Below are 23,220 nucleotides of genomic sequence, written 5' to 3'. Positions count from 1 at the left end.
ATGGCCGCGAGCTTGGCGGCGGCGCCCTCCTCGGTCTCGTCGATCCCGGACCTGCTGCCCGAGAGCTCGGCGTCGGCCGCCTCCTGCGCCCTCCTGGCGCTGTAGAACACCCTGGGCCTCCTCGAGCAGCCGTAGCCCCTCCTGTGCGAGCAGCCGTTGCAGCACCTCGGCCACGCGGAGAGCCTGGGGCAGGCCCCCGACAGGTCCGCGGGCGCGGGCTCGCCGTAGCGCGAGCGCGGCGCCGTGACGTAGCGGTGCGCCGCCACCTCCCTGGTCACGGTCGATGGCGACCTGCCGAGCTCCGCGGCGATCTCGCGGGCGCTGCGGTTGAGGTCGAGCATCCTCTCGACCGTGCTCCTCTCATGCCTCGTGAGCCTCCCGTACGACCTTCCGGACGGCTTCGGTCTGGACATTTCGGCCTCCCTCCATCGCGGGCCGGGGGATTCCGGCCCCTCTGGGGTTGCCTACCCGGATTCGCGCCTCAGGACTCAGCGCAACGCGTTGCGCTGAGTCCTGAGCCTGTTGCAATGAAGATGAGAATCAAGGTTTGTTCGGTAAGCGGTTTTGATTGACAGAAGTTTTCATGTTGTGGTATATGGCTCGGGTATCATGAGCACGTTATCAATGTATGTACGATGCGCCATGGGCGCGGGGAATAGTTGGGAAGCAGGTTAGCGTGGAAGGCATGGATCAGCAGACAAGGAATGGTCGTTCGGCGAGCGCGGCAGAGGTTGCGGCGCTCGCTGGCGTGAGCCGCCAGACTGTGTCTCGCGTGGTCAACGGTATGCCCAACGTGACGGAAAAGACGCGCAAGCGTGTGCTGGCCGCCATGGAAGAGCTGGGCTTTCGTCCCAATTTTGCTGGAGCGGCGTTGCGCGGCGGGTCGTATCGTTCTATTGGCCTGTGCATGTACAACATCACACGTGTCGGTAACCTGGCGACGCTCGAGGGTATCATGCAAGCGGCGCGCGAGCACGATTTTGCCGTCACTATGATCGAGATGGGCGGCGACAAGCCCTATGCACTTGCCGATGCCTCGCGCCGCATGGTCGAGCGACCCGTCGACGGCATGATTCTCAACATGAACCGCATGGCTCCCGATTTTGAGGAGTTTGTTCCCCAGCCGGGAGTGCGAACGGTCATCCTGTCCATGTATGCGCATCCGCGCTGCACGACGATCGACTCCGACCAGTATGGTTCGTGCGAGCTGTTGACCAATTATCTGCTGGAACATGGTCACTCGAATATGCGGTTTGTGGCGGGTCCGGAAAACTCGATTTCCTCGCGTTTTCGTGAGGCCGGTTGGCGCGATACGCTGGGTCGTGCTCATGTCGATGCCGCTCCGATGCTGCGCGGCGATTGGAGTGCGGACAGTGGGTACGCCATGGGCGAGCGGATTGCGGCCGAGGTGCTTGCCGGCGGGTCGCAGGCGCCGACTGCCGTGCTTGCGGCAAATGACCAGATGGCGCTGGGCGTTATCGCCGCGCTCGAGAACGCGGGCCTGTCCGTGCCCGACGACGTGAGCGTGGTTGGTATCGACGACGCACTCGAGGGACTTGTTCCTCACAATCGGCTGACGACGCTGCGATTTGATTTGCGCGGTGTCGGTAAGCTTGCGTTTGAGGCGGCGATTGGAGAGAGCTCGTCTATCGAGGCGATTCATGTGCCGAGCACGCTGGTCGAACGCTCGACTGTTAGGGACATACGGGGTTAGGTCCTACTCCGTTTGTCTCGATTTGTAACAGGTAGACGGTCAAAAGCGGGCTACGTGTTACAGATTTAGATTCTTCGGAAAGAGCAATCCTGTTCGTCTCAATCTGCAACAGCTAGGACCCAAAAACTCGGCTAGATGTTACAGATTGAGACAAACAGACCCCGAACCGCCCAAAAAGGCCGGGGGCGGCGCGCCGTGTGACGTGCCGCCCCCGGCTGAGAAATGGGGACAGGTTATGTGGGCGGTGCAATTCCGCCAACCGCTTGTCGCAAGCCGCTAGTCCAGACGACGGGTCTGCGCTACGTGCTTGTACCAGTATGCGCTTGCCTTGGGCGTTCGCTTCTGGGTTTCAAAGTCAACGTAGAAGAAGCCGTAACGCTTGTTGTAGCCATTGGTCCAGGAGAACTGATCCTGCAGGCTCCACAGGAAGTAACCGCCCACGTTGACACCCACCTCCATGGCCTTAAGCAGCCAGCGCAGGTGCTGCTCGATGTAGTCGATGCGCGGCTGGTCGTCCACAAAACCGTCCTTGTAGGGGTCCTTGTAGCCCATGCCGTTTTCGGTGATGAAGATCTGCTTGTAGTTGGGGTAGCGCTGCTTAATGTAGACGAGCAGATCGAACAGGCCCTCGGGATAGATGATCCAGTCCCAGTCGGTGGTGGGGATGCCGGGCTTGTTCACATGCTCGCCAATGCCCTTGACGCGCCAGCGACCGGTGCCCTTCTCGCCCGTACCGTTGTGGTGCAGGTCGTTCTCGCCATCGTAAGCCTTCAAAAAACGGCACTGGTAGTTGTTAACGCCCAGGTAGTCGTTGTAGAGTGCTGCTTCGCGCATAATCTCGAGGTCCTCGTCCAGGATCTCGATGGTGCCGCCCGAGATGGCGGCCAAGCGGTTGGCGCACTCGAGAGTGTCGGGCGCGTAGTCGCCGCGGAAGGTGGCGTCGAGCAAGAACTGGTTCTGCAGCACGTGCTCGTTGTTGGCGGCCTTGATGTCGGCGGGGTCGTTCTCGTTGAGTGGGTACTTAAACTCCAGCGACTGGATGACGCCAATCTTGCCCTTAAAGCCGCCGTTGTGGAAGGCCAGCACAGCCTTGGCGTGGGCGAGCATCATGTTGTGCTCGCACTGAAAGGCCTCGGCCAGATGCGCCTTGACGCCGCCGGGGAAGGTGCCCTCGATGTAGGTGTTGGAGGCGTCCGCCCAGATCTCGTTAAAGGTGAACCAGTAGGTCACCTGGTCGGCGTACTCCTTAAAGCAGAAGGTGGCAAAGTCCACAAAGGCGTCGATGGTCTCGCGATTGAGGAAGTCGCCCTTCTCAAAGAGGGGCAGCGGCGTGTCAAAGTGATGCAGCGTGACAAACGGCTCAACGTGGTGCTTGTGGCACTCGGCAAAGAGATCGTGGTAGAACTGCACGCCCTCGGGGTTTACCTTGCCAGTACCCTCGGGGAAGATACGGCTCCAGGCGATGGAGAGGCGGATGCCGTTGATGCCGAACTCCTCGCACAGCTCCAGATCGACGGGGTACTGGTTGTAGAAGTCGGAGGCGGGGTCGGGGGAGAAACGGCCCTGGGCCTCCAGGAAGTCGTCCCAGGCGACCTTGCCCTTTCCGTGGGTGCGGGTCTCGCCTTCTACCTGGTAGGCAGCGGTGGCGCCGCCAAAGACAAAGTCCTCGGGAAACTGCGCAGGCGGGTTGGTGACGCTAGCAGGGTTAACGGACATGATGATCCAATCGTTTAAATCGAAAGGCCAGCCGGTCTTGGATAGTCGGCTGGCCCTAAGCGTTACTTACTTCGACAGCTGCTCGCTCACAAAGGCGAGAGACTTGTCGCCGTTCTGGGAGAGTTCGATGTACTGCTTACCGCGGCAGGCTACGCACTTGTTGCCCACGCGCTCGCAGTCCTTCTGCAGGTCGGCCAGGTAGCTGGCAGCCTGCGGGGCCAGGACGACCAGGTCAAAGTCGGGAAGCATGTCCACGTGGTTGCCATAGGCGTCGGCAGCGGTCTCAAGATCGATGCCGCGCTCCTTGGCGGCCTTGGCCAGTGCGTTGGCGAGCAGGCCCGAGGTTCCGCCACCCTGGCAGAGCACGAGCACGCGCTTGCCGTTGAGGTCGCTGGCGGTCGTTGCCTCGGCAGCGGGTGCTGCAGAAGCGGCAGGGGCGTCGGCCTTCACGGCCTCGGCTGCGGCGCCGGCGGCAACGCTCTTGGCATCGGCCTTGCCCTGGAAGGCGTCGTTGAGCTTGGCGGCCTTCTCGGCGTTCTTGGCGGCGAGCTCCTCCTGGGAGATCTCGGCCTCCTCGGCGCACTTCTGGGCGTCATAGGCACGGAAGAACGGATAGTACAGGACAAAGTCGACGACCAAGATGAGGGCGAGCATCACAAAGGCGAGCGGCTGGAAGCCCAAGCCCATGATGGTGCCGATGGGGCCGGGAACGGTCCAGGGCAGGGTGTACATAAAGCCGTTCATGCCCAAGAAGTCGATAAAGATCTTGAGGATCCAGATGTTGGCGATCGGAGCAAAGACAAACGGGACAAAGAAGACGGGGTTGAGCACGATGGGCGCGGCGAACAGCAGCGGCTCGTTGACAGCAAAGCAGACCGGGACGATGGCGGCCTTACCGACGGCGCGCATCTCCTGAGACTTGGCCAGGAAGCAGAACATAAAGACCAGGACGAGCGTGGCACCGGTGCCGCCCATGCAGACGACGAAGTACTGGGCACCCTGGGTCAGGACAGCGGAAGCGTGCTGGCCGGCCTGGAACGCAGCCAGGTTGTCGGTCATGTTGGCAACGAGAGCGGCGGCGATGGCGGGCTCGACGATCGAAGGGCCGTGGACGCCCACGAACCAGAAGAGGCTCATGGCGCCGTAGATTACAGCGAGGCCGATGTAGCCGTCGGCAGCGGTGAACAGGGGCTGGAACACCTGGATGACGCCCTGGGCAAAGCAGAAGCCAAAGGCAGCGCGGAAGACGATGTCAAAGACCCAAAAGACGGTGATGCAGACGGAGAAGGGGATGATGTCCTTAAAGGTCTGCGAGATGTTGGGCGGAACCTGCTCGGGCATCTTGACGGTGATGTTGCGCTTAATGAAGAACTTGTAGATGATGCCGGTCACAAACGCAGCGATAAAGGCGGTCAACAGGCCTTTGGAACCAAGGTAGGTGGTGTTGAAGCCGCTGGCAGCATCCGTGGCGATCGTGTCGCTCGAAAGGAGCAAGAAGCCGATGATGGCTGCGCACATGCACGAGATGAAGTTGATCTGGTTGTTCTTGGGTAGATCGCGGTTCTGGGCGTCGGCGAAGTGCTTGGCCGTGGTGGCGGCGCAGGCGATGGCCAGAATGCCCATGGAGTAGTTGTAGCACTTCCACAGGGCGTTGTTGATGTCATCGGGCCAGTAGAAACCCCAGATGTTGGGGACCGAGGCTACCAGGCAGAAGATGGACGAGAAGATGATGATGGGGATGACGGAGATAAAGCCGTCGCGGATCGCCTTGAGGTACTTGTTGCGGGCGATCGCGTTGAAAAAGGGCTGGCCCTTTTCGATGATGGCGATGAGTTGCTCCATGCAATGCTCCTAAGAGTCGGTGGGTTAGCAACGATGGTAGCTTTTGGCGTTCGGTTGCCAAAATGTTGACGTTGCCATTTTGCGACACAAATAAAGACGCGAACCAGTGGTTCCTGTGCCTGCGAACCATCGATTCCTTACGCGTAAACGTTTGAGCCGCCCGGTGGCTCTGTGGTTGCGCAATGGCAACGTTAACATTTGGGCGACAAAAGCCGTTCGGGGAAGCAAGATTGTCGGTGAACGGTAGGTTTTGGGTGGTAAACGTATTGTGGGGGAGGTGTTGGATATACTTGAAGGCGTTCATTTGACTGCGTAGGGTGCCGCCAATGGCATCGTTGACATAGAAAGATCGACCTATGGCCGCTGTTAAAAAATCGGTTTCCGTTAAGGACGTGGCGCGTCTCGCGGGCGTCTCGGAGCAGACGGTCTCGCGCACCGTGCACGATTCGCCCAGCGTGCGCCCCGAGACCAAGGAGCGCGTGCGTGCCGCCATGCGCGAGCTGGGGTATCGACCCAATTTTGCCGGTCGATCGCTGCGCCGCGGCAAGTTTAAGACCGTCGGCGTCGCCATGTTCAACATTACCGGCACCGGCAACCTCGACCGCATGGAGGGCTTTGCCGCCGCGGCCGACAAACATGGCTATGCCATCACCCTAACTAAAGTAGACGGGCATCCGTATACCCTCGAGAGTGCATCGTCGCGCATGAGCGCGCTGCCGGTGGATGGCATGGTTGTGATCATGAATCGCATGCCGGCGGACTTTGGCACCTTCGAGCCGCTGCCCGGCATGCAGACGGTGCTCGTTACCATGCTGGAGCACCCGCTCTGTTCAACGGTCGATAACGACCAGTTCGATTGCTCGCGCCAGGTGGTCGAGTACTTGTTGGAGCAGGGGCACAAGACCGTGCACTTTATCTCATGCCCCGAGCGCTCGCTTTCGGGCATGCAGCGCGAGGAAGGCTGGCGTGAGACACTGCGCGCACATGGTATTGAGCCGCCGCGACTCGTCCGTGGCGATTGGACGGCACAGAGCGGATATGCTGCCGGTCAGGCTCTAGCGTACGATCCGACCTGTACCGCCATCTATGCTTCCAACGATGCCATGGCCTACGGCTGCATTCGCGGGCTCGAGTCGCGCGGGAAACGCGTGCCCCAGGACGTGAGCGTAGTGGGTGTTGACGACAGCCTGGGCGACATCGTGCCCGACCGTCGCCTGACCACGGTGCGCTTTAACAACAGGCGTGTCGGCATGTGGGCGGTCGACAAGATCGCCGGTGCCGAGGGGGTTGCGTCTGGCGTGGAGCACATGCTGATCCCCGGCGTGCTCGTAGAGGGCGATACGGTGCGCGATGTACGCTAGAGGCGGACCTGTTTGGGTTGCCGCTAACTGTGTTCGATATTGTTCAGATTGGTTTAAAAACCGTTCACGGGCGAAAAATGACCGTTCATAGCTTGAAATTACGTTTTGCGCTGTTCTTTTTTGTTTGAATGTTAATGTTTCTGCCATACAGAACGCAGCGCGTATGCCCGGACGCGATGCTCTCGATTGGTTCATATGTGAAAGGAACGCAATATGGCAACCAAAGAAGAAATCTCGATGGTTGGATTCGAGATTGTCGCATACGCAGGTGACGCCCAGACCGATCTGCTTGCAGCGCTCGATGCTGCTCGCGAGGGTGATTTTGAGAAGGCCGAACAGCTGCACAAGGATGCCAGCGATGCACTTATCGGCGCCCATGACACGCAGACCAAGCTGCTTTCGCAGGAGGCCGGCGGCGGCGAGATGGAGATGACCTTCATCATGGCTCACGCTCAGGACACTCTCATGACCACTATGATCCTGGAGAAGCAGGCCCGCTTTACCATCGATGCCTACAAGCGCATCGCTGAGCTCGAGGCCAAGCTCGCCTAACGAGCTCGCACAACCTCGTCCCCTTCCAAAAACCCTGCCGCTATCCGCGGCAGGGTTTTTCTGTATCTCACCTATCTAGGTTGCGGCGAAATAGGGGCCGACAGCCCCAAATGACCCGCTTTTCCCGTCCCCGGAGGATCGGTTGGCAGCGCTCGCCACGAAACTGGCTCATCTACTACGTTTAACCCGATACCCTCGAACACACCCGCGTTTCATGAAAAACCGCAGGACTTCTACCTGCGGTTTTGTTTTTCCGCTTTGTGGCATGGTCGGGGATGGGCGGTTAAACGTAGTAGATGGGCCCATTTCATGGCGGGCGGATCATGCAGCAGCCTGTTGCACCTCCTGCCGTTCAGTTTTTCGATGGGTGGGTATACTTTCCACCGCAATACAGGCCGGAATGAGGAGGTATCCAAATGCCGGACAACGGATCAATTCAAAAAAGAGACGCGTATGAGATGGCTCATGGGCGTCCTGTCCAGATAACCGAGCATACGACGGTAACCGAGCTGCAGCCCAGCCTGTCCGATGTCGTGTGCGCAAACAAAAAGCTGCAGATTGGCTTTATCGTTGCGCTCGTGGTGCTGGCGCTGCTGTCGGGCTTTGTAGCTCGTCCGCATTTTGCCGATACCAAGACTTGGGACTCCACCATCGAGGTCATCGATCAAAAGAAAGGTAACGTACTGGCGCTCACGACCTCGTGCGTGGCGCTATCTGCGGGCATTACCGCGCTGCCGGGTGATACGGGAACGCCGGTTGCCGAGCAGCTCGCGCAGCTTTCAGGCAACTTGGGCATCGTGCTTGCCGTGCTCTATCTCGAGAAATATCTGCTGACTATTTTGTGGTCGGTTGGCCTAGGCATCTTAATCCCGTTTGCGTTGGTGCTCTTTGCGGTGTCGCTTGGCATTCATGGGCGCTGGAGCACGAGCGCCGTCCTGCGCCGCGTGGCGACTCGCGTGCTGGTGGTTGCCATGATCGGCATGGCGTTGGTGCCTGCAAGCGTATGGGTGTCGCAAAAGGTCGACGAAACGTATCGAGTGAGCATCGAGGCAGCCGAGCAAAAGGCGGCCGACGCTGCGAGTGCGGCAGATAGCGACAGCTCCAAAGCAAGCAAGAAAAAGACCGAGTCCACAGAGTCCAAGAACGTGCTTGAACAGCTTGCCGACGGTGCCTCGAGCCTGGTCACGTCGGTAACCAGTGGTGCCAAGCAAATGACCGATGAGATCGTGCAGCAGGTGACCGATTTGATCGAAGGCGTCATCGTGATGATCGTGACCTCGTGCGTTATCCCGCTGCTGGTGCTTGTGGCGTTTCTGTGGCTGGGCCACACCCTGCTGGGGATTGATATCTCCGGTCCCGCGAACTATCTGACGGGTCGTTTCTTGAGCGCTCCGTCCAAACATGCCAAGAAGAACAGGCAGTCTGAGTAGCTAAAACAGCTGTATATACCGGGGAATACCGCCGAAGGGGCGGCCGAGACACGTTCTCGGCCGCCCTTTTGTTTGTTGAACACATGGTCGCTACGTCTGCGCCGGGCTCAAACGGTCGGCAATCATCCGTGAACGGTATTTGTTCAAAAAAGAACAAAGTTAAACAAATAATGGTTGCAACCTATGTTCGAATGTGTTCAAATAAACATGAACAGTGAAGAACCGCACATTCAGATGCCCGGACCTGAGCGCGATTCAACACTTCCAAACAGAAACTACGCACCTGCGTATCTCTCAAGGAGGATGTCATGAGGGTTGTAATCGCTTCCGATGCCGACGGTATGTCGATGAAGGAGTCCATCAAGGAGATGCTCATCGCCGACGGTCACGAGGTCGTCGACTATTCCGAGACCCCTGCCGCGGACTTTGTCGATTCCGCGACCGCCGTTGCCAAGGACCTGCTGGAGCACAAGGATTCCCAGGGCTTCGCATTCGATAAGTACGGCGTCGGCTCCTATATGGCCGCCGTCAAGATCAAGGGCATGGTCGTCGCCAACATTTCCGACGAGCGTTCCGCCTACATGACCCGCGAGCACAACGGCTCGCGCATGGTCACCATGGGCCCGGGCGTTGTGGGCACCGAGGTCGCCAAGAAGATCGCCCGCGAGTTCCTGCGCGCCCAGTACGCCGGCGGCCGTCACCAGATCCGTGTCGACATGCTCAACAAGATGGCCTAACGAGAGCCACCGAGAACTCGAACTTCTATCTCAACTTGTGAATTCAGACGAAAGGACGTTCTGATGAAGAAGACCATCGCAATCGGTTGCGACCATATCGTTACGGACGAGAAGATCTATCTGGCCGACCGCCTGGAGCAGGCTGGCTACAAGGTGCTCGACTGCGGCACCTACAGCCACACCCGTACGCACTATCCCATCTACGGTAAGGCCGTGGGCGAGGCTGTTGCCAGCGGCAAGGCCGACTTTGGCGTGGCCCTGTGCGGCACCGGCATCGGCATCACCAACGCCGTCAACAAGGTTCCCGGCGCTCGCTGCGCCCTGGTTCGCGACATGACCTCTGCCCTGTATGCCCGTCGCGAGCTCAACGCCAACATCGTGGGCTTTGGCGGTAAGATCACCGGTGAGTTCCTGATGGCCGACATTATGCTTGCCTTCCTGGAGGAGCCCTACGAGAAGACTCCCGAGCACGACGCCCTGATCGCCAAGATTGACGCTTGCAATAAGGCCGACGCCGAGGCTCAGGCTGACCCGCACTTCTTTGACGAGTTCCTCGAGAAGTGGGACCGCGGCGAATACCATGACTAGCGGGTATCCGGCGTAATTTACTAGTCCGTTGACGGCTCGCGTTTCTGTGAGGGGGCGCGGGCCGGTTTTCTATCAGCCCCACTGACTCGGCGGGCTGGCGTACGAAAGGGAAGGCTCCTATGGAGTTTGTTCTTGATAACGGTTCTGTTCGCGTGGCACTGAGCACGGCTGGCGGATCGTTCACTTCGATTAAAGCCAACGATCGTGAGTACCTGTGGCAGGGTGACCCGGCGGTTTGGTCGGGCCAGGCGCCCATTTGCTTTCCGATCTGCGGCGGCCTTCGTGACGGCCGCGCGATGACCGTGGGCGGCCGCGAGGTAAAGCTCGCCCGCCACGGCTTTGCTCGCAAGCAGGAGTGGAAGCTCGAGGAGCAGGGCGATAACATGGTTGCGCTGAGCCTGAGCTCTGCCGACCATGCCGAGTTGCTCGAGCAGTACCCGTATCCGTTTAAGATCGTTGCTCGTTACGCGATCGATTCGGAAAAGGTGGCCGTGTCGTACGAGGTGACCAATGAGGGTACCGAGGACATGCCGTTCTTTGTGGGCGGTCACCCCGGCTTTACGTGCCCGCTCGACGAGGGCGAGTCCTATGACGATTACGAGCTTCGTTTTGAGCAGCGTGAGGCCGCCGAGCTCTGTACTGCCGTTCCCTCGACGGGCCTGATTGATGTTGAGCATCGCAGCAAGAACCCCATGATCGGCCAGAACCTGCCGCTGACCCACGAACTCTTTGACTTTGCCGAGACCATCTTCGACGTGCTCGAGAGCCGCGTGGTTACGCTGACCAAGAAAACCGAGGACAAGGGCGTGCGCCTAACGTTCCGCGATATGCCGTACCTGATTGTGTGGAGCAAGCCCGAAGGCGACTTTGTGGCCGTGGAACCGTGGGGCGGCCTGTCCACCTGCTCCGACGAGGACGATATTCTGGAGCACAAGCGTGGCTGCCTGGTTGCCAAGCCGGGGGAGACCGTCACCCGCGGTTTTGAGATCGAGATCCTTTAAAGAGCTATCGTATGTTTGGGGTCGCACACGTCGTGCCCCGGAAACAGGAGTTCAACATGATTCTGACCGTTACCATGAACCCGTCGATCGATACGCGCTATCAACTCGACAAGCTGATCATCGACGACGTGAACCGCGTGACGCCCGAAAAGACCGCTGGCGGCAAGGGTCTCAACGTGAGCCGCGTGCTGCTGCAGTTGGGCGACGATGTGCTCGCGACCGGCCTGCTCGGCGGCCACATGGGTGCCTATATGGCCGAGCTTATGGATGCCGACGGCGTCAAGAACGACTTTGTGCCCATCGCCGGTGAGACGCGCATTTGCCTGAATATCCTGCACGAGGGTAATCAGACCGAGCTGCTGGAGAGCGGCCCGCAGATCGCCCCGGCCGAGCTCGAGGCCTTTACGGCCAAGTTCGCCGAGCTTGCGGCGAAGGCGGACGTTGTGACGCTTTCGGGCTCGCTGCCGCGTGGTGTCGATGCCGGCTACTATGCCGAGCTCGTCAAGATCGCCGAGGAGGCGGGCGCCAAGGTGCTGCTCGACACCTCGGGTGCATCGCTGGAGGCCGCGCTGGAGTCCGACGCTAAGCCTGAGCTCGTAAAGCCCAACCTGACCGAGATTAACGGCCTGCTGGGTATGTCCTTTACGACCGATGATGTCGATGCCCTGCGCGAGGCGCTTGCCGCCGATGGCCGCTTTGCCGATATTCCCTGGGTTGTCGTTTCGATGGGCGCTGCCGGTTCGGTGGGCTTCCATGAGGGTCGCGCGTTCCGCGCCAAGACGCCCGCGATTGCGGCTGTGAACGCGACGGGTTCCGGCGACTCGACCATCGCCGGCTTTGCGCATGCCATTGCTGCTGGTGCCGACGACGTCACGGTGCTCAAGACCGCCAATACCTGCGGCAAGCTCAACGCCATGGATCCCAAGACCGGCCACCTGGTCATGGACCGCTGGGACGAGATCTACAACAACGTTGAGGTCGTAGAGTTGTAGCGGTTGTGACTCCTAATAGAATGAGCGTGGATAATCTCCCGCTTTTGGTGCCCATACGAGCTCAAAGAGGGAGATTTTCCACGCTCGAGTCATTAGTCGTCGGGGACGTTCTTGTTTGACTAGTCGTTTAAGAGCGTCCCCAATGACTAACCAATAAAACGGCGCCCGTCGGCGATGTTGCCGGCGGGCGCCGTTGTCGTGTGGGCGGTTATGTCGTGGCCGCTGATGAGGCTCGAACTCGTATGCTACAGCGAGTTGATGAAGCGCTGCTGGGCGGCGCGGCCGGCTTCGTCCCATTTAAAGACGCCGGCGTTGTCGAGCACGTGGCCAAACACCACGCCGACCTCCTCGTGCAGGATATCGATGGCGTTATCCGCCGTAAGCTCGTCGGCGCGGCGGGCAAAAACATCCTCGGCCCACGCGGCATGGCTGCGGCACAGGTCGTCGCCCTCGAGCGCAGCGGCAAGGTCGTAGCTGGCATCGGCCTTGGCCGCCAGCAGATGCTCGCGGACAGTGCCGAGCTCGGGAACCAGGCGCGGCGGCAGAATGGCCAGGCCCATGACCTCAATCAGGCCGATGTTCTCCTTCTTAATGTGGTGATACTCGGCATGCGGGTGGAAAACGCCCAGCGGGTGCTCGTCGGTCGTGATATTGCAGCGAAGCGCCAGGTAGGCCTCGTAGATTTCGCCGCCGGCGTTGCCGCGGGAGTCGACGCGGCGAATGACGGGCGTCACGGTGTTGTGCGCCACGCCATCGGCTGTGTGCGCGATAACGCCCACAGACTCATCGGTCCACTCGCGCCAGGCGAGGATAATCTTCTCGGCAGCGCCGAGCAGCTGAGCGCGGTCGTGCGAGCGCAGGCGCAGCACAGAGAGTGGCCACTGCAGCACGGTACCGCTGACCTCGTCAAAACCGGGCACGCTAAACTGCGAGACCTCGGCTGCGTGCATCATGGGGAACTCGTGCGCGCCGCCCTGGAAGTGGTCGTGCGACAGAATCGAGCCGCCCACGATGGGCAGGTCGGCGTTGGAGCCGATGAAGTAATGCGGGAACAGGTCCACAAAGTCGAGCAGGCAGGTCAGGCCCTTGCGGTCGACGTGCATCGGACGATGCTCGGAGCTCATGGCAATGCAATGCTCGTTAAAGTACGCGTACGGGCTGTACTGGAAACCCCAGCGCTCGCCGTTGAGCTCAATGGGGATAATGCGCAGATTCTGGCGAGCGGGGTGAGCGCCGCCGTCGGCTGCGGCGGAGCGTCCGGGATAGCCCTCGTTTTCGATGCAGAGCTGGCAGGCGGGATACTTCTCGCCCGTGTTCTTTGCGGCACCAGCCGCGGCGATATCGCGTGGGTCCTTCTCAGGCTTGGAGAGGTTGATGGTGATCTCAAGATCGCCCCAGTTGGTGGGGGTGCTCCATTTGATGTTGCGCGCGATGGCGGCACGGCGCACGTAGCCGGCGTCGCAGCACAGGCCGTAGAACCAGTCGGTCGCGGCGCGGGGCTCGTTGACGCCCATACGTCCGTTGAACTCCTCGTTTACAACCGAAGGCCTCGGCATGAGTACGCCCATGATGTGCATGGCGATGCGGTCGCGGCCCGACGCCGTGTCCTCGGCGGCACCGTTGGTAACGGCGGCCTCGGAAAGCGCGGCAAGCGTGCCCTCCAGGTCAAAGTCGGGGAGCGTATCGGGGTGCAAGAGCGAAATCTTCTCGGTCTTGAGCGCCCAAGCCATGTCGAGCGCGGGGCCCGTGGCGCCGATGCACTCCAAAATAGTGTTGTATGCCCAGATGCGATCGTCCTGTCCGATCATCGATCGGTGGATGGCATATTCGATGAGGCTCTGTGCAGCCTCGCGCACGTCGGTCATTACAGCCATGCCGCATAAGCCCCCTTGTCAGAGATGGCGTAGTGACGGGCAGAGCCCTCGCCCAGCCAGCTGTTCATCTTGGCAATGAAGGTGTCGACCAGATCGAGCGGCACGAAGGCCTGGATGGTGCCGCCGAAGCCGCCGCCGTGAATACGAACGGCGCCACGGCCGTCGAGCACATGCTCGGCCAGTGCCAAGGCATACATGGAAGGCTGCTCGGAACCCAGCTTGGCAACAACATTCTGCAGGTACATGGCGGAGCTGGCGCCGGATTCGCGCGTCAGGACCAGGAACTGGTCAATGTCGCCGGCGTTCAGAGCTGCCCAGCGCTTGTCGACCAGGCCGTTCTCGTACCAGTAGTGAACGGCGCGCAGGCAGGCGCGGTCGCCCAGCTTGGCGCGCAGCTCAGGGAGCTTGGCGTCAAAGTCGGCGACGTCGACCTCGCACAGGCGCGCCTTGCCAAACTCGGCGGCGACGTCCTGCATCTCGCGCGGAACGGCGGCGTAGTCGTCAGTGGCGGCTACGTGGTCGGCACCGACCTTAACGAGCACGAGCGCATAGCCGTGATCCTCAAAGTTGAGCTCGAGCTTCTGGGTTTTAGGATGGGCCTGATCCTCAAAGTCCATGTAGGCAAGACCGCCCAGGCATACGGCGGCCTGATCCATAAGACCGCAGGGCTTGCCGTAATAGTTGTTCTCGGTGCGCTGGCTCATCTGGGCGAGCGTGACGGGCTCAATGGCGGGCGCGCCCCAGAGCGTCTCCATGGCGCGGCCGTAAGCCGCCTCGACAGCGGCGGAGCTAGAAAGGCCGCCACCCGAGGGGACGGAGCAGGTAAAGGCAAAGTCGAAGCCTTGGGGCTCAACGCCCAGAGCAGCGATTTCGTGGGCCATTCCGCGCACGAGGCTTGCCGAGGTGCCCTTCTCGGACTCCTGAACATCCAGCGTGTCGAGTGTGATCTCAAACGTGGGGTAGCCCTCGTCGGCGACGCGGACCTTGTTGGAATCGGTGGCCACGGCGATACCGTCAACGGCGACGTCGAGCGAGCCGGCGATAACGTGGCCGCCCTCGTGATCGGTGTGGTTGCCGCTGATCTCGGAGCGCCCGGGCGCATGCACGTAGAGCACCTGGCGGTCGCCGATGGGGCCAAACTCCTCCTCAAACAGCTTGGTGAGGGCGGCGAATGCCTTTTCGTCGGGGGTGGTCATGGGAGTCCTTTCCTTGGCGCGCAAGGGTGAGTTTTGCGCCGTTATGAGTACGTTAACAACTTGAAGCGGCATGAACCAAGTGTTCACGATACCGCACGTTACGGGCTATGTTAACGTACTCATAACACATCGCTTGTTACTTTTTGAGAATCTGGTAATCGGTAGATTTTCGGCCGTGAACGGTATTGCCGTATGGACTTATAAAGCAGAAGAGATGCAGATAGAAAAAGTAGAGTACGTTAACATGCGTCCGACAATAGCGGGCTCGGTGCGGAGTGTGTTTCCGCTCGAGCAAACACTCACGCTATTCAGATCTCGCAAGAGCGAAGGTGATTTTGTGGCAAGGCGCCCTTCCAACGATACGGGTACACGCCCGGTTTCCATGGCCGACGTTGCCCGTGCTGCCGGTGTTTCGCAGCAGACGGTCTCGCGCGTTGCCAACGGCCTTCCTAACGTCAACGAGCAGACGCGACAGCGCGTGCAAGCCGCTATGCAAGAGCTCGGCTTCCGTCCGAGTTATGCCGGTCGTTCGCTGCGCGATGGTCGTTACCATTCGGTCGGCCTGTGCGTCAACGATGTCACCAAGTTTGGCAACCTGACGATGATCGACGGCATTGCCAGCGCGGCCCGCGAGCACGGCTGCGCCATCACGCTGGTCGAGATGTCCAAGAGCGAGGAGTTTTCGCTTGCCGAAGCCACCCGCCGCATGGCCGCGCTGCCCGTGGACGGCATCATTATCGGCATGAGCCGTATGGCGCCCGATTTTGAGACATTCGATCCGTTGCCGGGTATTGGTACGGTCATCGTCACCATGTATGCGCACCCGCGGGTGACCACGGTCGACTCAGATCATTACGGCTGCTCGCTGCTGCTCATGGATCATCTGTTTGAGCTGGGACACGAGCAGATTCGCTTTATCGGCGGCCCGTCGTTCTCGGTCGACGAGCAATTTCGTCGCGCCGGTTGGCAGGATGCGCTCGAGCGTAAGCACATTAAGCCGCAGGCGCCACTCGAGGGCGACTGGTCTGCAAACAGCGGCTACGAGGCCGCTCGGTACCTGGCTGAGCACGACCGCACCATGACGGCGATTTATGCGGCAAACGACCAAATGGCAAACGGCGCCATCGCCGCGCTGCGCGATAGCGGCTTGTGCGTGCCCGAGGACGTGAGCGTGGTGGGCGTTGATGACTCGCTCGACGACTTTGTCGCACATAACGAGCTCACGACTGTCCGATTCGATTTGCATCAGCGCGGACGCGAGGTGTTTGAGCATGCGGTTCCCGAGGCGGGGGCATCGGACAGACCCGTCGCCATTCGCATTCCCGGTCAGCTCATCATTCGACATAGCACGGCGATACCGCGCTCATAGTTTGTGCTGGTAAACGGCGATTTATCGCATTTCAATAACAATCGGTAAGGATGCCGGCAGATAGCTGTTGGGATGCGGGCGAGTGCTATGATAGACGGGTTCATTTGTCTATCTAGGAGGCTTTGCCTGATGGAGATCACCAAGGATATCCGCTACATTGGCGTTGACGATCACGACATTGACCTGTTCGAGGGCCAGTACGATGTGTCCGAGAACGGTATGGCATACAACAGCTACGTTATCTTGGGCGAGAAGATCGCTGTCGCCGATTCGGTCGATGGCGGTTTTGTCGACGAGTGGCTCGGCAACCTCGAGGCCGTGCTCGACGGCCGCACGCCCGACTACCTGGTCATCCATCACATGGAGCCCGATCACTCCGCCGGCCTCGCCGCCTTTATGGAGCGCTATCCCCAGGCACAGATTGTGGCCAGCATGGGCGCCTTCCGCATGATGGTCAACTACTTTGGCACCGATTATCCCGAGCGCAAGATGGTCGTCAAAGAGGGCGACGTGCTCGACCTGGGCGGCCACAGCCTGACGTTTGTCGGCGCCCCCAACGTTCACTGGCCCGAGGTGCTGTTCTCTTACGAGGCCACCGACAAGGTGCTCTTTAGTGCCGACGGCTTTGGCAAGTTTGGTGCCAATGACATCGAGGATCCGGAAGGGTGGGCCTGCGAGGCGCGCCGCTACTACTTTGGCATCGTCGGCAAGTTCGGCAAGTTCGTGCAGGCCGTGCTCAAGAAGGCCGCCGACCTGGACATCCAGATCATCTGCCCGCTCCACGGCCCCGTGCTGACCGAGAACCTGGGCTACTACCTCGACACCTACAACATCTGGTCGAGCTATCAGCCCGAGGACGAGGGCATCACCATTGCCTACGCGAGCGTCTATGGCCACCTGAAGGCCGCCGTCGAGGAGCTCGCCGCAGCGCTCGAGGCTCGCGGCCAGAAGGTCTCCGTCTTTGACCTGGCTCGCGACGACATGGCCGAGGCCGTTGAGGACGCGTTCCGCTATGACCGTCTGGTGCTCGCTTCCATCACCTATCAGGGCGAGATCTTCCCGTTTATGAGCACCTTTATCCATACGCTCGCCGAGCATGCCTACCAGAACCGTACCGTGGCGCTCGTTGAGGCCGGCTCTTGGGCACCTGCCGCCGCTAAGGTTATGACCAAGGAGCTCGAGGGCATGAAGGACATCACCCTGACGGAGAACAAGGTGACTGTCCTGGGTTCGCTCAACGACGCCTCGCGCGCTCAGATCGAGGCCCTCGCTGACGAGCTCTCCAAGTAGCGATACGCTCACTTTTAACGCTCAAACCACCACAAAGGGGACAGGCACCTTTGTGGTGGTTTTTGTTTAAGCGCCGGCGATGACGAGATTTGGGCGGGCGTTGTCGACGATCTCGGCGATTGAGGTGGCGACGGCATGATCGGGGTCACGGTCCATCACGATGGTGCCGACGTCGGCAAGCTCAGCAAAACGGTACATGCCGCGTCCGTAAACCTTGCTGGCGTCCATGAGGGCGACGCTTTGATGGGCTGCGGCGATCATGGCCGTTTTGGTCTCGGCCATCTGGGGAAAGTCGGTCGTAAAGCCGCAACGGGGGACAAAAGCGCCGGGGCACATGACGGCCAGATCGGCATGGATTATTTGGAGCGCCTGCATGGTGAGCGGACCGTACAAATAACGATGACCTTTGCGCAGTGCTCCGCCCAGCATGACGACATCGACCGAGGGCATGCTCTCGTCGATATAATCGGCGATGGTGATGTCGGCCGTGATGACGGTGATGCCGTCGCGCTGGTCGAGCAGGCGGACAAATTCGAGCGCGGTGGTGCCCGAGTCGACGAGCAGGGTGTCACCGTCGCTGACGAGTTCGATGGCGCTTTGCGCGATGGCCTGCTTGGCGGCGACATTGACGTTGATACGGCGATCCTGGGTGGATACGGTCAGTCGCTTCTGGAGCGACACGGCGCCGCCGTGCGTGCGGCGCAACTTGCCGGACTCGGCTAGCGCGTCCAGGTCGGCGCGGGCGGTGACGGAGGATACGCCAAAGGTCTGGGCGATTTCTGCCACCTGCACAGAGGCGTTATGTTCGAGCATCTCCATGATGGCGGAACGACGCTCGTCGGCGAAAGCTCGGGTTGTTGCGTGGGCCATATCTGCTCCATTCTCGGCTAAATTTGTAGGAATTGTGTTGAGTCTATTTTCGTTCATTTTCTTTTTGAGTAAGAAAACACCTTTCGATTACTTACTTTTTCTATAAAAGAAAGATGATCAAGGCTCAAAACTCAATTTCGAACACGCACGCTCGGGTTCGACCCCTTCCGTTTGCTTTTCAAAAATGAAGGTTGGACCTCGCGCGATGACAATATCTCGCACATGCATACCCGCTGAATTTCATACAATGAACGCAGCAAAACGCAAGGTAAAACGCCTTGCGGACACGTACGCCCGATGTCCAGATGCGGGCGATGGAGAGGAGCAAACGCTCATGGCACTTGTTACCACCGAAAAGATGCTCAAGGACGCCCAGGCCGGCCACTACGCCGTTGGCGCGTTCAACGTCGAGAACCTCGAGTTCGTTATGGCCGTTCTGGCTGCTGCCGAGGAGACCAAGTCCCCCGTCATCATGCAGACCACCCCGGGCACCATCAAGACCGCTGGCCTGGATTACTTCTACGGCATGGTCAAGGCCGCTGCCGAGCGCGCTTCCGTGCCCGTCGCCCTGCACCTCGATCACGGCGATGGCTATGACCGCTGCATGCAGGCTTTCCGCACGGGCTACACCTCCGTTATGATCGACGGTTCGCACGAGTCTTTCGAGGACAACATCGCTCTGACCAAGTCCGTCGCCGATGCTGGCCGCGCCATGGGCGTGCCCGTCGAGGCTGAGCTCGGTAAGGTTGGCGGCAAGGAGGACGACGGTCCCGCGGTTGAGGGCGAGAGCCCCTACACCGATCCGGCCGAGGCCAAGGAGTTCGTCGAGCGCACTGGATGCACCTCGCTGGCCATTGGCGTTGGCACCAGCCACGGCGTGTATACGAGCGATCCTCACATCGAGCAGTCCGTGGTCAAGGCCATCCGCGACGCCGTCGACGTACCGCTGGTTCTGCACGGCACCTCTGGTGTGCCCGATGAGCAGGTTGCCGAGGCTGTGAAGAACGGTATCTGCAAGGTCAACTACGCCACCGAGCTGCGTCAGGCCTACACCAAGGGCTTCATGGCCTACATGGCCGAGAACCCCGCCTGCTTCGATCCCAAGAAGCCGGCCAAGGAGGGCATGCGTGAGATCACCGAACTGGTTAAGATCCGTATGACCAACCTCAACTCTGTGGGCAAAGCAGAGTAACAGCAAGGGTACTCCGACTCAAAATAGATCCCGGGGAGGGATGAGGGCTTAGTTCCCCAATCGTCCTCGGGCATGCAAAAAGCCTCGCTGCGCACTTCGTGCGGCGAGGCTTTTTGCCCCCTGCGGAAAGATTGGAGAACTAAGCCCTCGTCCCTCCCAGGTTGACCTACTCGAGGTCGTCGCCCTTGTGGCGTTAGGTCTGAAAATAATAAGAAGCCTTCGCGCTGCGGAATGATTTTGGAAACTAAGTACGGGGACCCGCCCAAACCGTCCTGCTCAATCGCCCTTGTGGTGTTGGGGCTGAAAGGGTGGGACGCGTGGGTTATTTGGTTGTTAGGGTTAGTAGGTCGTTGGGGGTTTTGAGGTTGTAGGTGGCGTTTGGGATATCTTGGTGTGATCCCCATGCTGCTCGGGCAAAACTGACCCCTGCTGAAGTTGCGCATTGTTCGTCGTAGACGGTGTCGCCAACGTAGACGACGTTGCCAGGATTCGCGCCCGCACGTCGGAGATATTCGAGCATGGGTGCGGGTGCGGGTTTATGTTCGGTTGTGTCTTCGACAAGGATGATGTGCTCAAAATACTTATCGAAACCAAGGGGTGCAATTTCTTTTGCGTATTCGTCGCGCGCACGTGAGGAGACGATGCCAAGTTTGCAGCCGCTATCGGCGAGTGTTGCGATGACTTCAAGCAAACCTGGAAACACGCTGATGGTGCTTTTAAAGCTGGCGGCAACTTGGCACCAGCGATCCAACGTTGCCTGCGAGTAGATCCCAAGTTTCTCAAGGGCATCCTTGCCGGGTATGCCGAGGGCAAAGTCAAGCTCGTGTCGGGGAAGCGTTTTGCTGGTCTCTTCTTGGACAATCTGGACAAGCGATGACAGAACGCTTTCTTCTGTATCTGCCAATGTCCCATCAACGTCAAATACGATATGGTCAAAGTGCTTCATATGATTGCTCCTCTCTGTTGTTTGCCTGCAAGTTTGATGCAGTGACAGAAGAAGGGCTAGCGGGATTTCTGTCTGGTGCTATCGAGATTCTGCCTCGCTGCTCGATAGCTCGAAGGAGTGCACCCCATTTGTTCTTTAAATACCTGGCCAAGATGGCTTGCTGTTATAAATCCGCATTGGCGCGCGACTGTCTGTACCGTTCGCGTGGTGTGTGCCAAAAGTTCGCAAGCACGGTTTATGCGGTATGCGCGTAGATATGCCGCCGGGGTCGTTCCTGCACAAGTTTCGATAATGCGGTAACACTCTCTTTCGCTTACGCCGGCTGCAGATGCCATCTGGGGCACATCTATAGCGGCTGCATAGTTTGCGCGGATAAAGTCCAGGATTGCCTTGAACTGTACGTCGCGGCTGGTCATCCAAGAGGCGCCGTCGGAAGAAAAGAGCGGTTCGGTCTTGGCGTTAATCTGAATCCAGAGCTCTGACAAACTATTTCGAAGCGCCATCTCGTTCTGCGGCTGTTGAAGGTCGTGGCTAAAGGAGCTCTTCAGCAAATCGATAAAGGGCATATCGTCGGGATTGGTGGGCGACCATTTGAGCACATCGACGCCTCGACATTGAAGCAATGGGTTGATGTAGCGCTTTTGGAGACGTCCCGCGGGATCGCCGAGCATCGACGGCTGAAAGATATGCAGCATTTGAATGGCTGGCGCCGAATTGGGTGATTGCAGCGTGCTGTGCAAAACGCCGCCGTTGATAAAGCCGGCGGACCCTTCCTCAAAGCGTACGTGCTCATGAGCCGCGTGCGTTCGATAGTCAATCGCTCCCTGCTCCATGTAGAAAAGCTCAACTTCGGAATGCCAGTGCCAGGGGACGGAATTGCCCGGATAGCGAGCGAATTCTGCGCGTTCGGCAATATAGGGCCAGTCTTCGGCGGTCTCGGGAAACGCTTCCTCGCGTCCTCCGCGGTGCAATTCTATGTGATCCATGTTTCGCATGACATCAGTATAAAGCGCGATGGGCTTAGATTGCTCTTGCCTGTTCGGGGAACGCCTTGTCTAGGGATGCTTGGAGCTTTTCGAAGGATGCTCGCAGGTTGAGGCTCTGATCGGCTGAGCGCTTTTGCTGTGAGGTTGGGGAGTCGAGGAGGCCGTTTCTCTGTGTCGGGGGGAAGGAGAAAAGGTTTGCATGTGTTAGGGATGGCTGCTGTGCTGCGTCATTGGAAGAATGCATGCTTATGCGGCCTCCTCGATGTCCACCAAAAGGTTGCGCACGGGGTGTGCTGCTAGGTCCCGTGCGTTGGCTGTATTATGACGCGGCTGCCGCAAAGAAGCGCTAAAGAAAGGCTTAACCTGGTTTGGTGTTACGATGAAACTGCAGGTCAGAGGTATCGAGTAACACTCTTGAAAGGTTTTGAGCTTAAGGGCTTTCTAAGGTTTGTGACGTGGATGTGGCGCGGACGTGCGGAGCGTGTGAATGCTCGCTGTTAGCGCTGCGACTCTGCGGCGCGCACCTGCTCGATGACCCTTTCCATCGTGGCGTCGATGCGGTCTTTTTTGAGCTCGCATTCCCAGATGGTTATGGGCGTCCAGCCCATTTGAGTGAGTGCAGCCACGGCAGCGCGGTCGCGCTCGACGTTGCGACGGAACTTTGCCTCCCAAAACTCAACATTGCGCTTTGGCTGGCTCGGATTGCACTTAGGGCAGCGATGCCAAAAGCAACCATTGACAAAGATGGCGATCTTGCGGCCGGGGAAGGCGATGTCGGGCTTGCCGGGAACCTTCCATTCCAAGCGATAGCCCGTAAGGCCCGCGGCGCGCAGGCGCTGGCGAACGAGCAGCTCGGGCTTGGTGTTGGCGCGCTTGTTGCCCTTCATGGACTTTTTGATGGCGGCGCGACGGCGCACCAGTTCACGCTCGTCGGCGGAAAGGTCCGAGGTATCGATGCCGTCGAGCAGACCTGGCTTGGGGCGTTTTTTGCTACGGCGCTTAGGTGCGCGCTTTGGTTTGGCGGCGGGGTGTTCGGTCGTGGCGGCCTCGGCGTCGTTGGCAGCGCCATTGGCCTCAAGCCGGTCTTCCTTCAACTCAATCAGAGCATCGATAAGCCCTTTGTCGGCGGGCATCCATTCCACCGTGGCAAGCGAGGTGCGCGGAATCCAGCGGATATCGAGCTGGCGGTCGTGCTTCTGGGGCTCATCGGATTCATCGGCGAGCGAGCAGTAGTAGCACTCCATGGAGAGATGGAAATCGGGGTAGTCGTACTCAACGGTGTAGAAGTCACGCAGGTTGGTGACCTTCACCTGCAGCTCTTCCATGAGCTCGCGGCGCACGGCGTCTTCGGGCGTCTCGCCGCGCATGAGCTTGCCGCCTGGGAATTCCCAAAGTCCCTGCATGTCGCCGTAGCCGCGCTGCACGGCAAGCAGCTCGTCGGATCCTTCCTTGCGAATGATCCCAGCGGCAACATGAACAGTTTTCAACAGGAGTCCTCTCTCAACATCAACAAGTGACAGGCTAGCTACCCGTACCTTACACAACGGTAAGGCAAGCGTAAGCC

Annotated in this window: 20 protein-coding genes; 11 read left to right on the top strand and 9 right to left on the bottom strand. The window is 59.5% G+C overall.

Annotated elements, in window-relative coordinates; all coding sequences use genetic code 11:
- The coding region (locus tag I2E13_RS00865) for a helix-turn-helix domain-containing protein (RefSeq protein ID WP_195403907.1) at nt 1–413 on the bottom strand (413 nt) is incomplete at its 3' end.
- Between the two features lie 272 nt (nt 414–685).
- Here I2E13_RS00865 and I2E13_RS00860 point away from each other — a divergent pair.
- Complete coding sequence (locus I2E13_RS00860) at nt 686–1,714, top strand: LacI family DNA-binding transcriptional regulator (protein ID WP_040358938.1); 1,029 nt, start codon at nt 686–688, stop codon at nt 1,712–1,714.
- Between the two features lie 276 nt (nt 1,715–1,990).
- Here I2E13_RS00860 and lacG read toward each other — a convergent pair whose 3' ends face one another.
- Nucleotides 1,991–3,430 carry a 6-phospho-beta-galactosidase gene (gene lacG, locus I2E13_RS00855; RefSeq protein WP_118256587.1) on the bottom strand — a complete coding sequence of 480 codons (1,440 nt, stop codon included), beginning with the start codon at nt 3,428–3,430 and terminating at the stop codon, nt 1,991–1,993.
- Nucleotides 3,431–3,496: 66 nt separating this feature from the next.
- On the bottom strand, nt 3,497–5,272 hold the full coding sequence (locus I2E13_RS00850; RefSeq protein ID WP_195403906.1) for a lactose/cellobiose PTS transporter subunit IIB: 1,776 nt from the start codon (nt 5,270–5,272) through the stop codon (nt 3,497–3,499).
- Nucleotides 5,273–5,628: 356 nt separating this feature from the next.
- Between I2E13_RS00850 and I2E13_RS00845 the strand changes: the two genes are divergently transcribed.
- The 7 genes from I2E13_RS00845 (at nt 5,629) to I2E13_RS00815 (ending at nt 11,933) form a co-directional block, all read left to right on the top strand.
- Nucleotides 5,629–6,633, top strand: a complete 1,005-nt coding sequence (locus I2E13_RS00845) for a LacI family DNA-binding transcriptional regulator (RefSeq protein WP_195403905.1) — start codon at nt 5,629–5,631, stop codon at nt 6,631–6,633.
- A gap of 213 nt (nt 6,634–6,846) precedes the next feature.
- A complete protein-coding gene (locus I2E13_RS00840; RefSeq protein WP_055252615.1) occupies nt 6,847–7,185 on the top strand; it encodes a PTS lactose/cellobiose transporter subunit IIA in 339 nt (112 codons plus the stop codon).
- A gap of 416 nt (nt 7,186–7,601) precedes the next feature.
- Nucleotides 7,602–8,615 (top strand): hypothetical protein, encoded by a 1,014-nt coding sequence (locus tag I2E13_RS00835; RefSeq protein ID WP_147348649.1) that lies wholly within the window; start codon nt 7,602–7,604, stop codon nt 8,613–8,615.
- A gap of 308 nt (nt 8,616–8,923) precedes the next feature.
- Complete coding sequence (gene lacA, locus I2E13_RS00830) at nt 8,924–9,352, top strand: galactose-6-phosphate isomerase subunit LacA (RefSeq protein WP_006234830.1); 429 nt, start codon at nt 8,924–8,926, stop codon at nt 9,350–9,352.
- Between the two features lie 63 nt (nt 9,353–9,415).
- Nucleotides 9,416–9,940, top strand: a complete 525-nt coding sequence (gene lacB / locus I2E13_RS00825) for a galactose-6-phosphate isomerase subunit LacB (RefSeq protein WP_006234831.1) — start codon at nt 9,416–9,418, stop codon at nt 9,938–9,940.
- A 119-nt stretch (nt 9,941–10,059) separates the two neighbouring features.
- Complete coding sequence (locus I2E13_RS00820; protein ID WP_195403904.1) at nt 10,060–10,941, top strand: aldose 1-epimerase family protein; 882 nt, start codon at nt 10,060–10,062, stop codon at nt 10,939–10,941.
- Between the two features lie 56 nt (nt 10,942–10,997).
- On the top strand, nt 10,998–11,933 hold the full coding sequence (locus I2E13_RS00815; protein ID WP_195403903.1) for a hexose kinase: 936 nt from the start codon (nt 10,998–11,000) through the stop codon (nt 11,931–11,933).
- A 245-nt stretch (nt 11,934–12,178) separates the two neighbouring features.
- Here I2E13_RS00815 and I2E13_RS00810 read toward each other — a convergent pair whose 3' ends face one another.
- The gene (locus I2E13_RS00810) at nt 12,179–13,807 is read right to left on the bottom strand and encodes a UDP-glucose--hexose-1-phosphate uridylyltransferase (protein WP_229057754.1); all 1,629 of its coding nucleotides are present in this window, start codon (nt 13,805–13,807) and stop codon (nt 12,179–12,181) included.
- A complete protein-coding gene (locus I2E13_RS00805) occupies nt 13,798–15,003 on the bottom strand; it encodes a galactokinase (protein WP_195403902.1) in 1,206 nt (401 codons plus the stop codon). Before I2E13_RS00805 ends, I2E13_RS00810 begins: the two co-directional genes overlap by 10 nt.
- A 382-nt stretch (nt 15,004–15,385) precedes the next feature.
- Here I2E13_RS00805 and I2E13_RS00800 point away from each other — a divergent pair, with 382 nt between their 5' ends.
- Both I2E13_RS00800 and I2E13_RS00795 read left to right on the top strand, forming a co-directional pair.
- Nucleotides 15,386–16,372 carry a LacI family DNA-binding transcriptional regulator gene (locus tag I2E13_RS00800; protein WP_195403916.1) on the top strand — a complete coding sequence of 329 codons (987 nt, stop codon included), beginning with the start codon at nt 15,386–15,388 and terminating at the stop codon, nt 16,370–16,372.
- A 129-nt stretch (nt 16,373–16,501) separates the two neighbouring features.
- Nucleotides 16,502–17,662, top strand: a complete 1,161-nt coding sequence (locus I2E13_RS00795; RefSeq protein ID WP_195403901.1) for an FprA family A-type flavoprotein — start codon at nt 16,502–16,504, stop codon at nt 17,660–17,662.
- Nucleotides 17,663–17,728: 66 nt separating this feature from the next.
- On the opposite strand, the gene I2E13_RS00790 is transcribed toward I2E13_RS00795, so the two are convergent.
- The gene (locus I2E13_RS00790; protein ID WP_117772941.1) at nt 17,729–18,532 is read right to left on the bottom strand and encodes a DeoR/GlpR family DNA-binding transcription regulator; all 804 of its coding nucleotides are present in this window, start codon (nt 18,530–18,532) and stop codon (nt 17,729–17,731) included.
- 334 nt (nt 18,533–18,866) lie between these two features.
- Here I2E13_RS00790 and I2E13_RS00785 point away from each other — a divergent pair, with 334 nt between their 5' ends.
- The gene (locus I2E13_RS00785) at nt 18,867–19,724 is read left to right on the top strand and encodes a class II fructose-bisphosphate aldolase (RefSeq protein WP_022095149.1); all 858 of its coding nucleotides are present in this window, start codon (nt 18,867–18,869) and stop codon (nt 19,722–19,724) included.
- 322 nt (nt 19,725–20,046) lie between these two features.
- Here I2E13_RS00785 and I2E13_RS00780 read toward each other — a convergent pair whose 3' ends face one another.
- The 3 genes from I2E13_RS00780 to vsr all read right to left on the bottom strand — a co-directional run bounded on the left by I2E13_RS00780 (nt 20,047) and on the right by vsr (nt 23,143).
- A complete protein-coding gene (locus tag I2E13_RS00780) occupies nt 20,047–20,670 on the bottom strand; it encodes an HAD family hydrolase (protein ID WP_089572377.1) in 624 nt (207 codons plus the stop codon).
- Between the two features lie 56 nt (nt 20,671–20,726).
- Nucleotides 20,727–21,656, bottom strand: coding sequence for an AraC family transcriptional regulator (locus I2E13_RS00775; protein WP_158556493.1), 930 nt, complete (start codon nt 21,654–21,656; stop codon nt 20,727–20,729).
- A 497-nt stretch (nt 21,657–22,153) separates the two neighbouring features.
- A complete protein-coding gene (gene vsr / locus I2E13_RS00770) occupies nt 22,154–23,143 on the bottom strand; it encodes a DNA mismatch endonuclease Vsr (protein WP_124786526.1) in 990 nt (329 codons plus the stop codon).
- Between the last annotated feature and the right edge of the window lie 77 nt (nt 23,144–23,220).

It is taken from the genome of Collinsella aerofaciens (assembly GCF_015554145.1).
Lineage (GTDB): Bacteria > Actinomycetota > Coriobacteriia > Coriobacteriales > Coriobacteriaceae > Collinsella > Collinsella aerofaciens_AA.
The sequence above is the reverse complement of the archived record's forward strand: the minus strand, read 5'-3'. Positions and strand labels throughout refer to the sequence as shown.

What these genes read in the sequence shown, in the direction of transcription:
- I2E13_RS00860 (WP_040358938.1), top strand. Translation starts at nt 686, where the DNA reads ATGGATCAGCAGACAAGGAATGGTCGTTCGGCGAGCGCGGCAGAGGTT.
- lacG (WP_118256587.1), bottom strand. Translation starts at nt 3,430, where the DNA reads ATGTCCGTTAACCCTGCTAGCGTCACCAACCCGCCTGCGCAGTTTCCC.
- I2E13_RS00850 (WP_195403906.1), bottom strand. Translation starts at nt 5,272, where the DNA reads ATGGAGCAACTCATCGCCATCATCGAAAAGGGCCAGCCCTTTTTCAAC.
- I2E13_RS00845 (WP_195403905.1), top strand. Translation starts at nt 5,629, where the DNA reads ATGGCCGCTGTTAAAAAATCGGTTTCCGTTAAGGACGTGGCGCGTCTC.
- I2E13_RS00840 (WP_055252615.1), top strand. Translation starts at nt 6,847, where the DNA reads ATGGCAACCAAAGAAGAAATCTCGATGGTTGGATTCGAGATTGTCGCA.
- I2E13_RS00835 (WP_147348649.1), top strand. Translation starts at nt 7,602, where the DNA reads ATGCCGGACAACGGATCAATTCAAAAAAGAGACGCGTATGAGATGGCT.
- lacA (WP_006234830.1), top strand. Translation starts at nt 8,924, where the DNA reads ATGAGGGTTGTAATCGCTTCCGATGCCGACGGTATGTCGATGAAGGAG.
- lacB (WP_006234831.1), top strand. Translation starts at nt 9,416, where the DNA reads ATGAAGAAGACCATCGCAATCGGTTGCGACCATATCGTTACGGACGAG.
- I2E13_RS00820 (WP_195403904.1), top strand. Translation starts at nt 10,060, where the DNA reads ATGGAGTTTGTTCTTGATAACGGTTCTGTTCGCGTGGCACTGAGCACG.
- I2E13_RS00815 (WP_195403903.1), top strand. Translation starts at nt 10,998, where the DNA reads ATGATTCTGACCGTTACCATGAACCCGTCGATCGATACGCGCTATCAA.
- I2E13_RS00810 (WP_229057754.1), bottom strand. Translation starts at nt 13,807, where the DNA reads ATGGCTGTAATGACCGACGTGCGCGAGGCTGCACAGAGCCTCATCGAA.
- I2E13_RS00805 (WP_195403902.1), bottom strand. Translation starts at nt 15,003, where the DNA reads ATGACCACCCCCGACGAAAAGGCATTCGCCGCCCTCACCAAGCTGTTT.
- I2E13_RS00800 (WP_195403916.1), top strand. Translation starts at nt 15,386, where the DNA reads ATGGCCGACGTTGCCCGTGCTGCCGGTGTTTCGCAGCAGACGGTCTCG.
- I2E13_RS00795 (WP_195403901.1), top strand. Translation starts at nt 16,502, where the DNA reads ATGGAGATCACCAAGGATATCCGCTACATTGGCGTTGACGATCACGAC.
- I2E13_RS00790 (WP_117772941.1), bottom strand. Translation starts at nt 18,532, where the DNA reads ATGGCCCACGCAACAACCCGAGCTTTCGCCGACGAGCGTCGTTCCGCC.
- I2E13_RS00785 (WP_022095149.1), top strand. Translation starts at nt 18,867, where the DNA reads ATGGCACTTGTTACCACCGAAAAGATGCTCAAGGACGCCCAGGCCGGC.
- I2E13_RS00780 (WP_089572377.1), bottom strand. Translation starts at nt 20,670, where the DNA reads ATGAAGCACTTTGACCATATCGTATTTGACGTTGATGGGACATTGGCA.
- I2E13_RS00775 (WP_158556493.1), bottom strand. Translation starts at nt 21,656, where the DNA reads ATGGATCACATAGAATTGCACCGCGGAGGACGCGAGGAAGCGTTTCCC.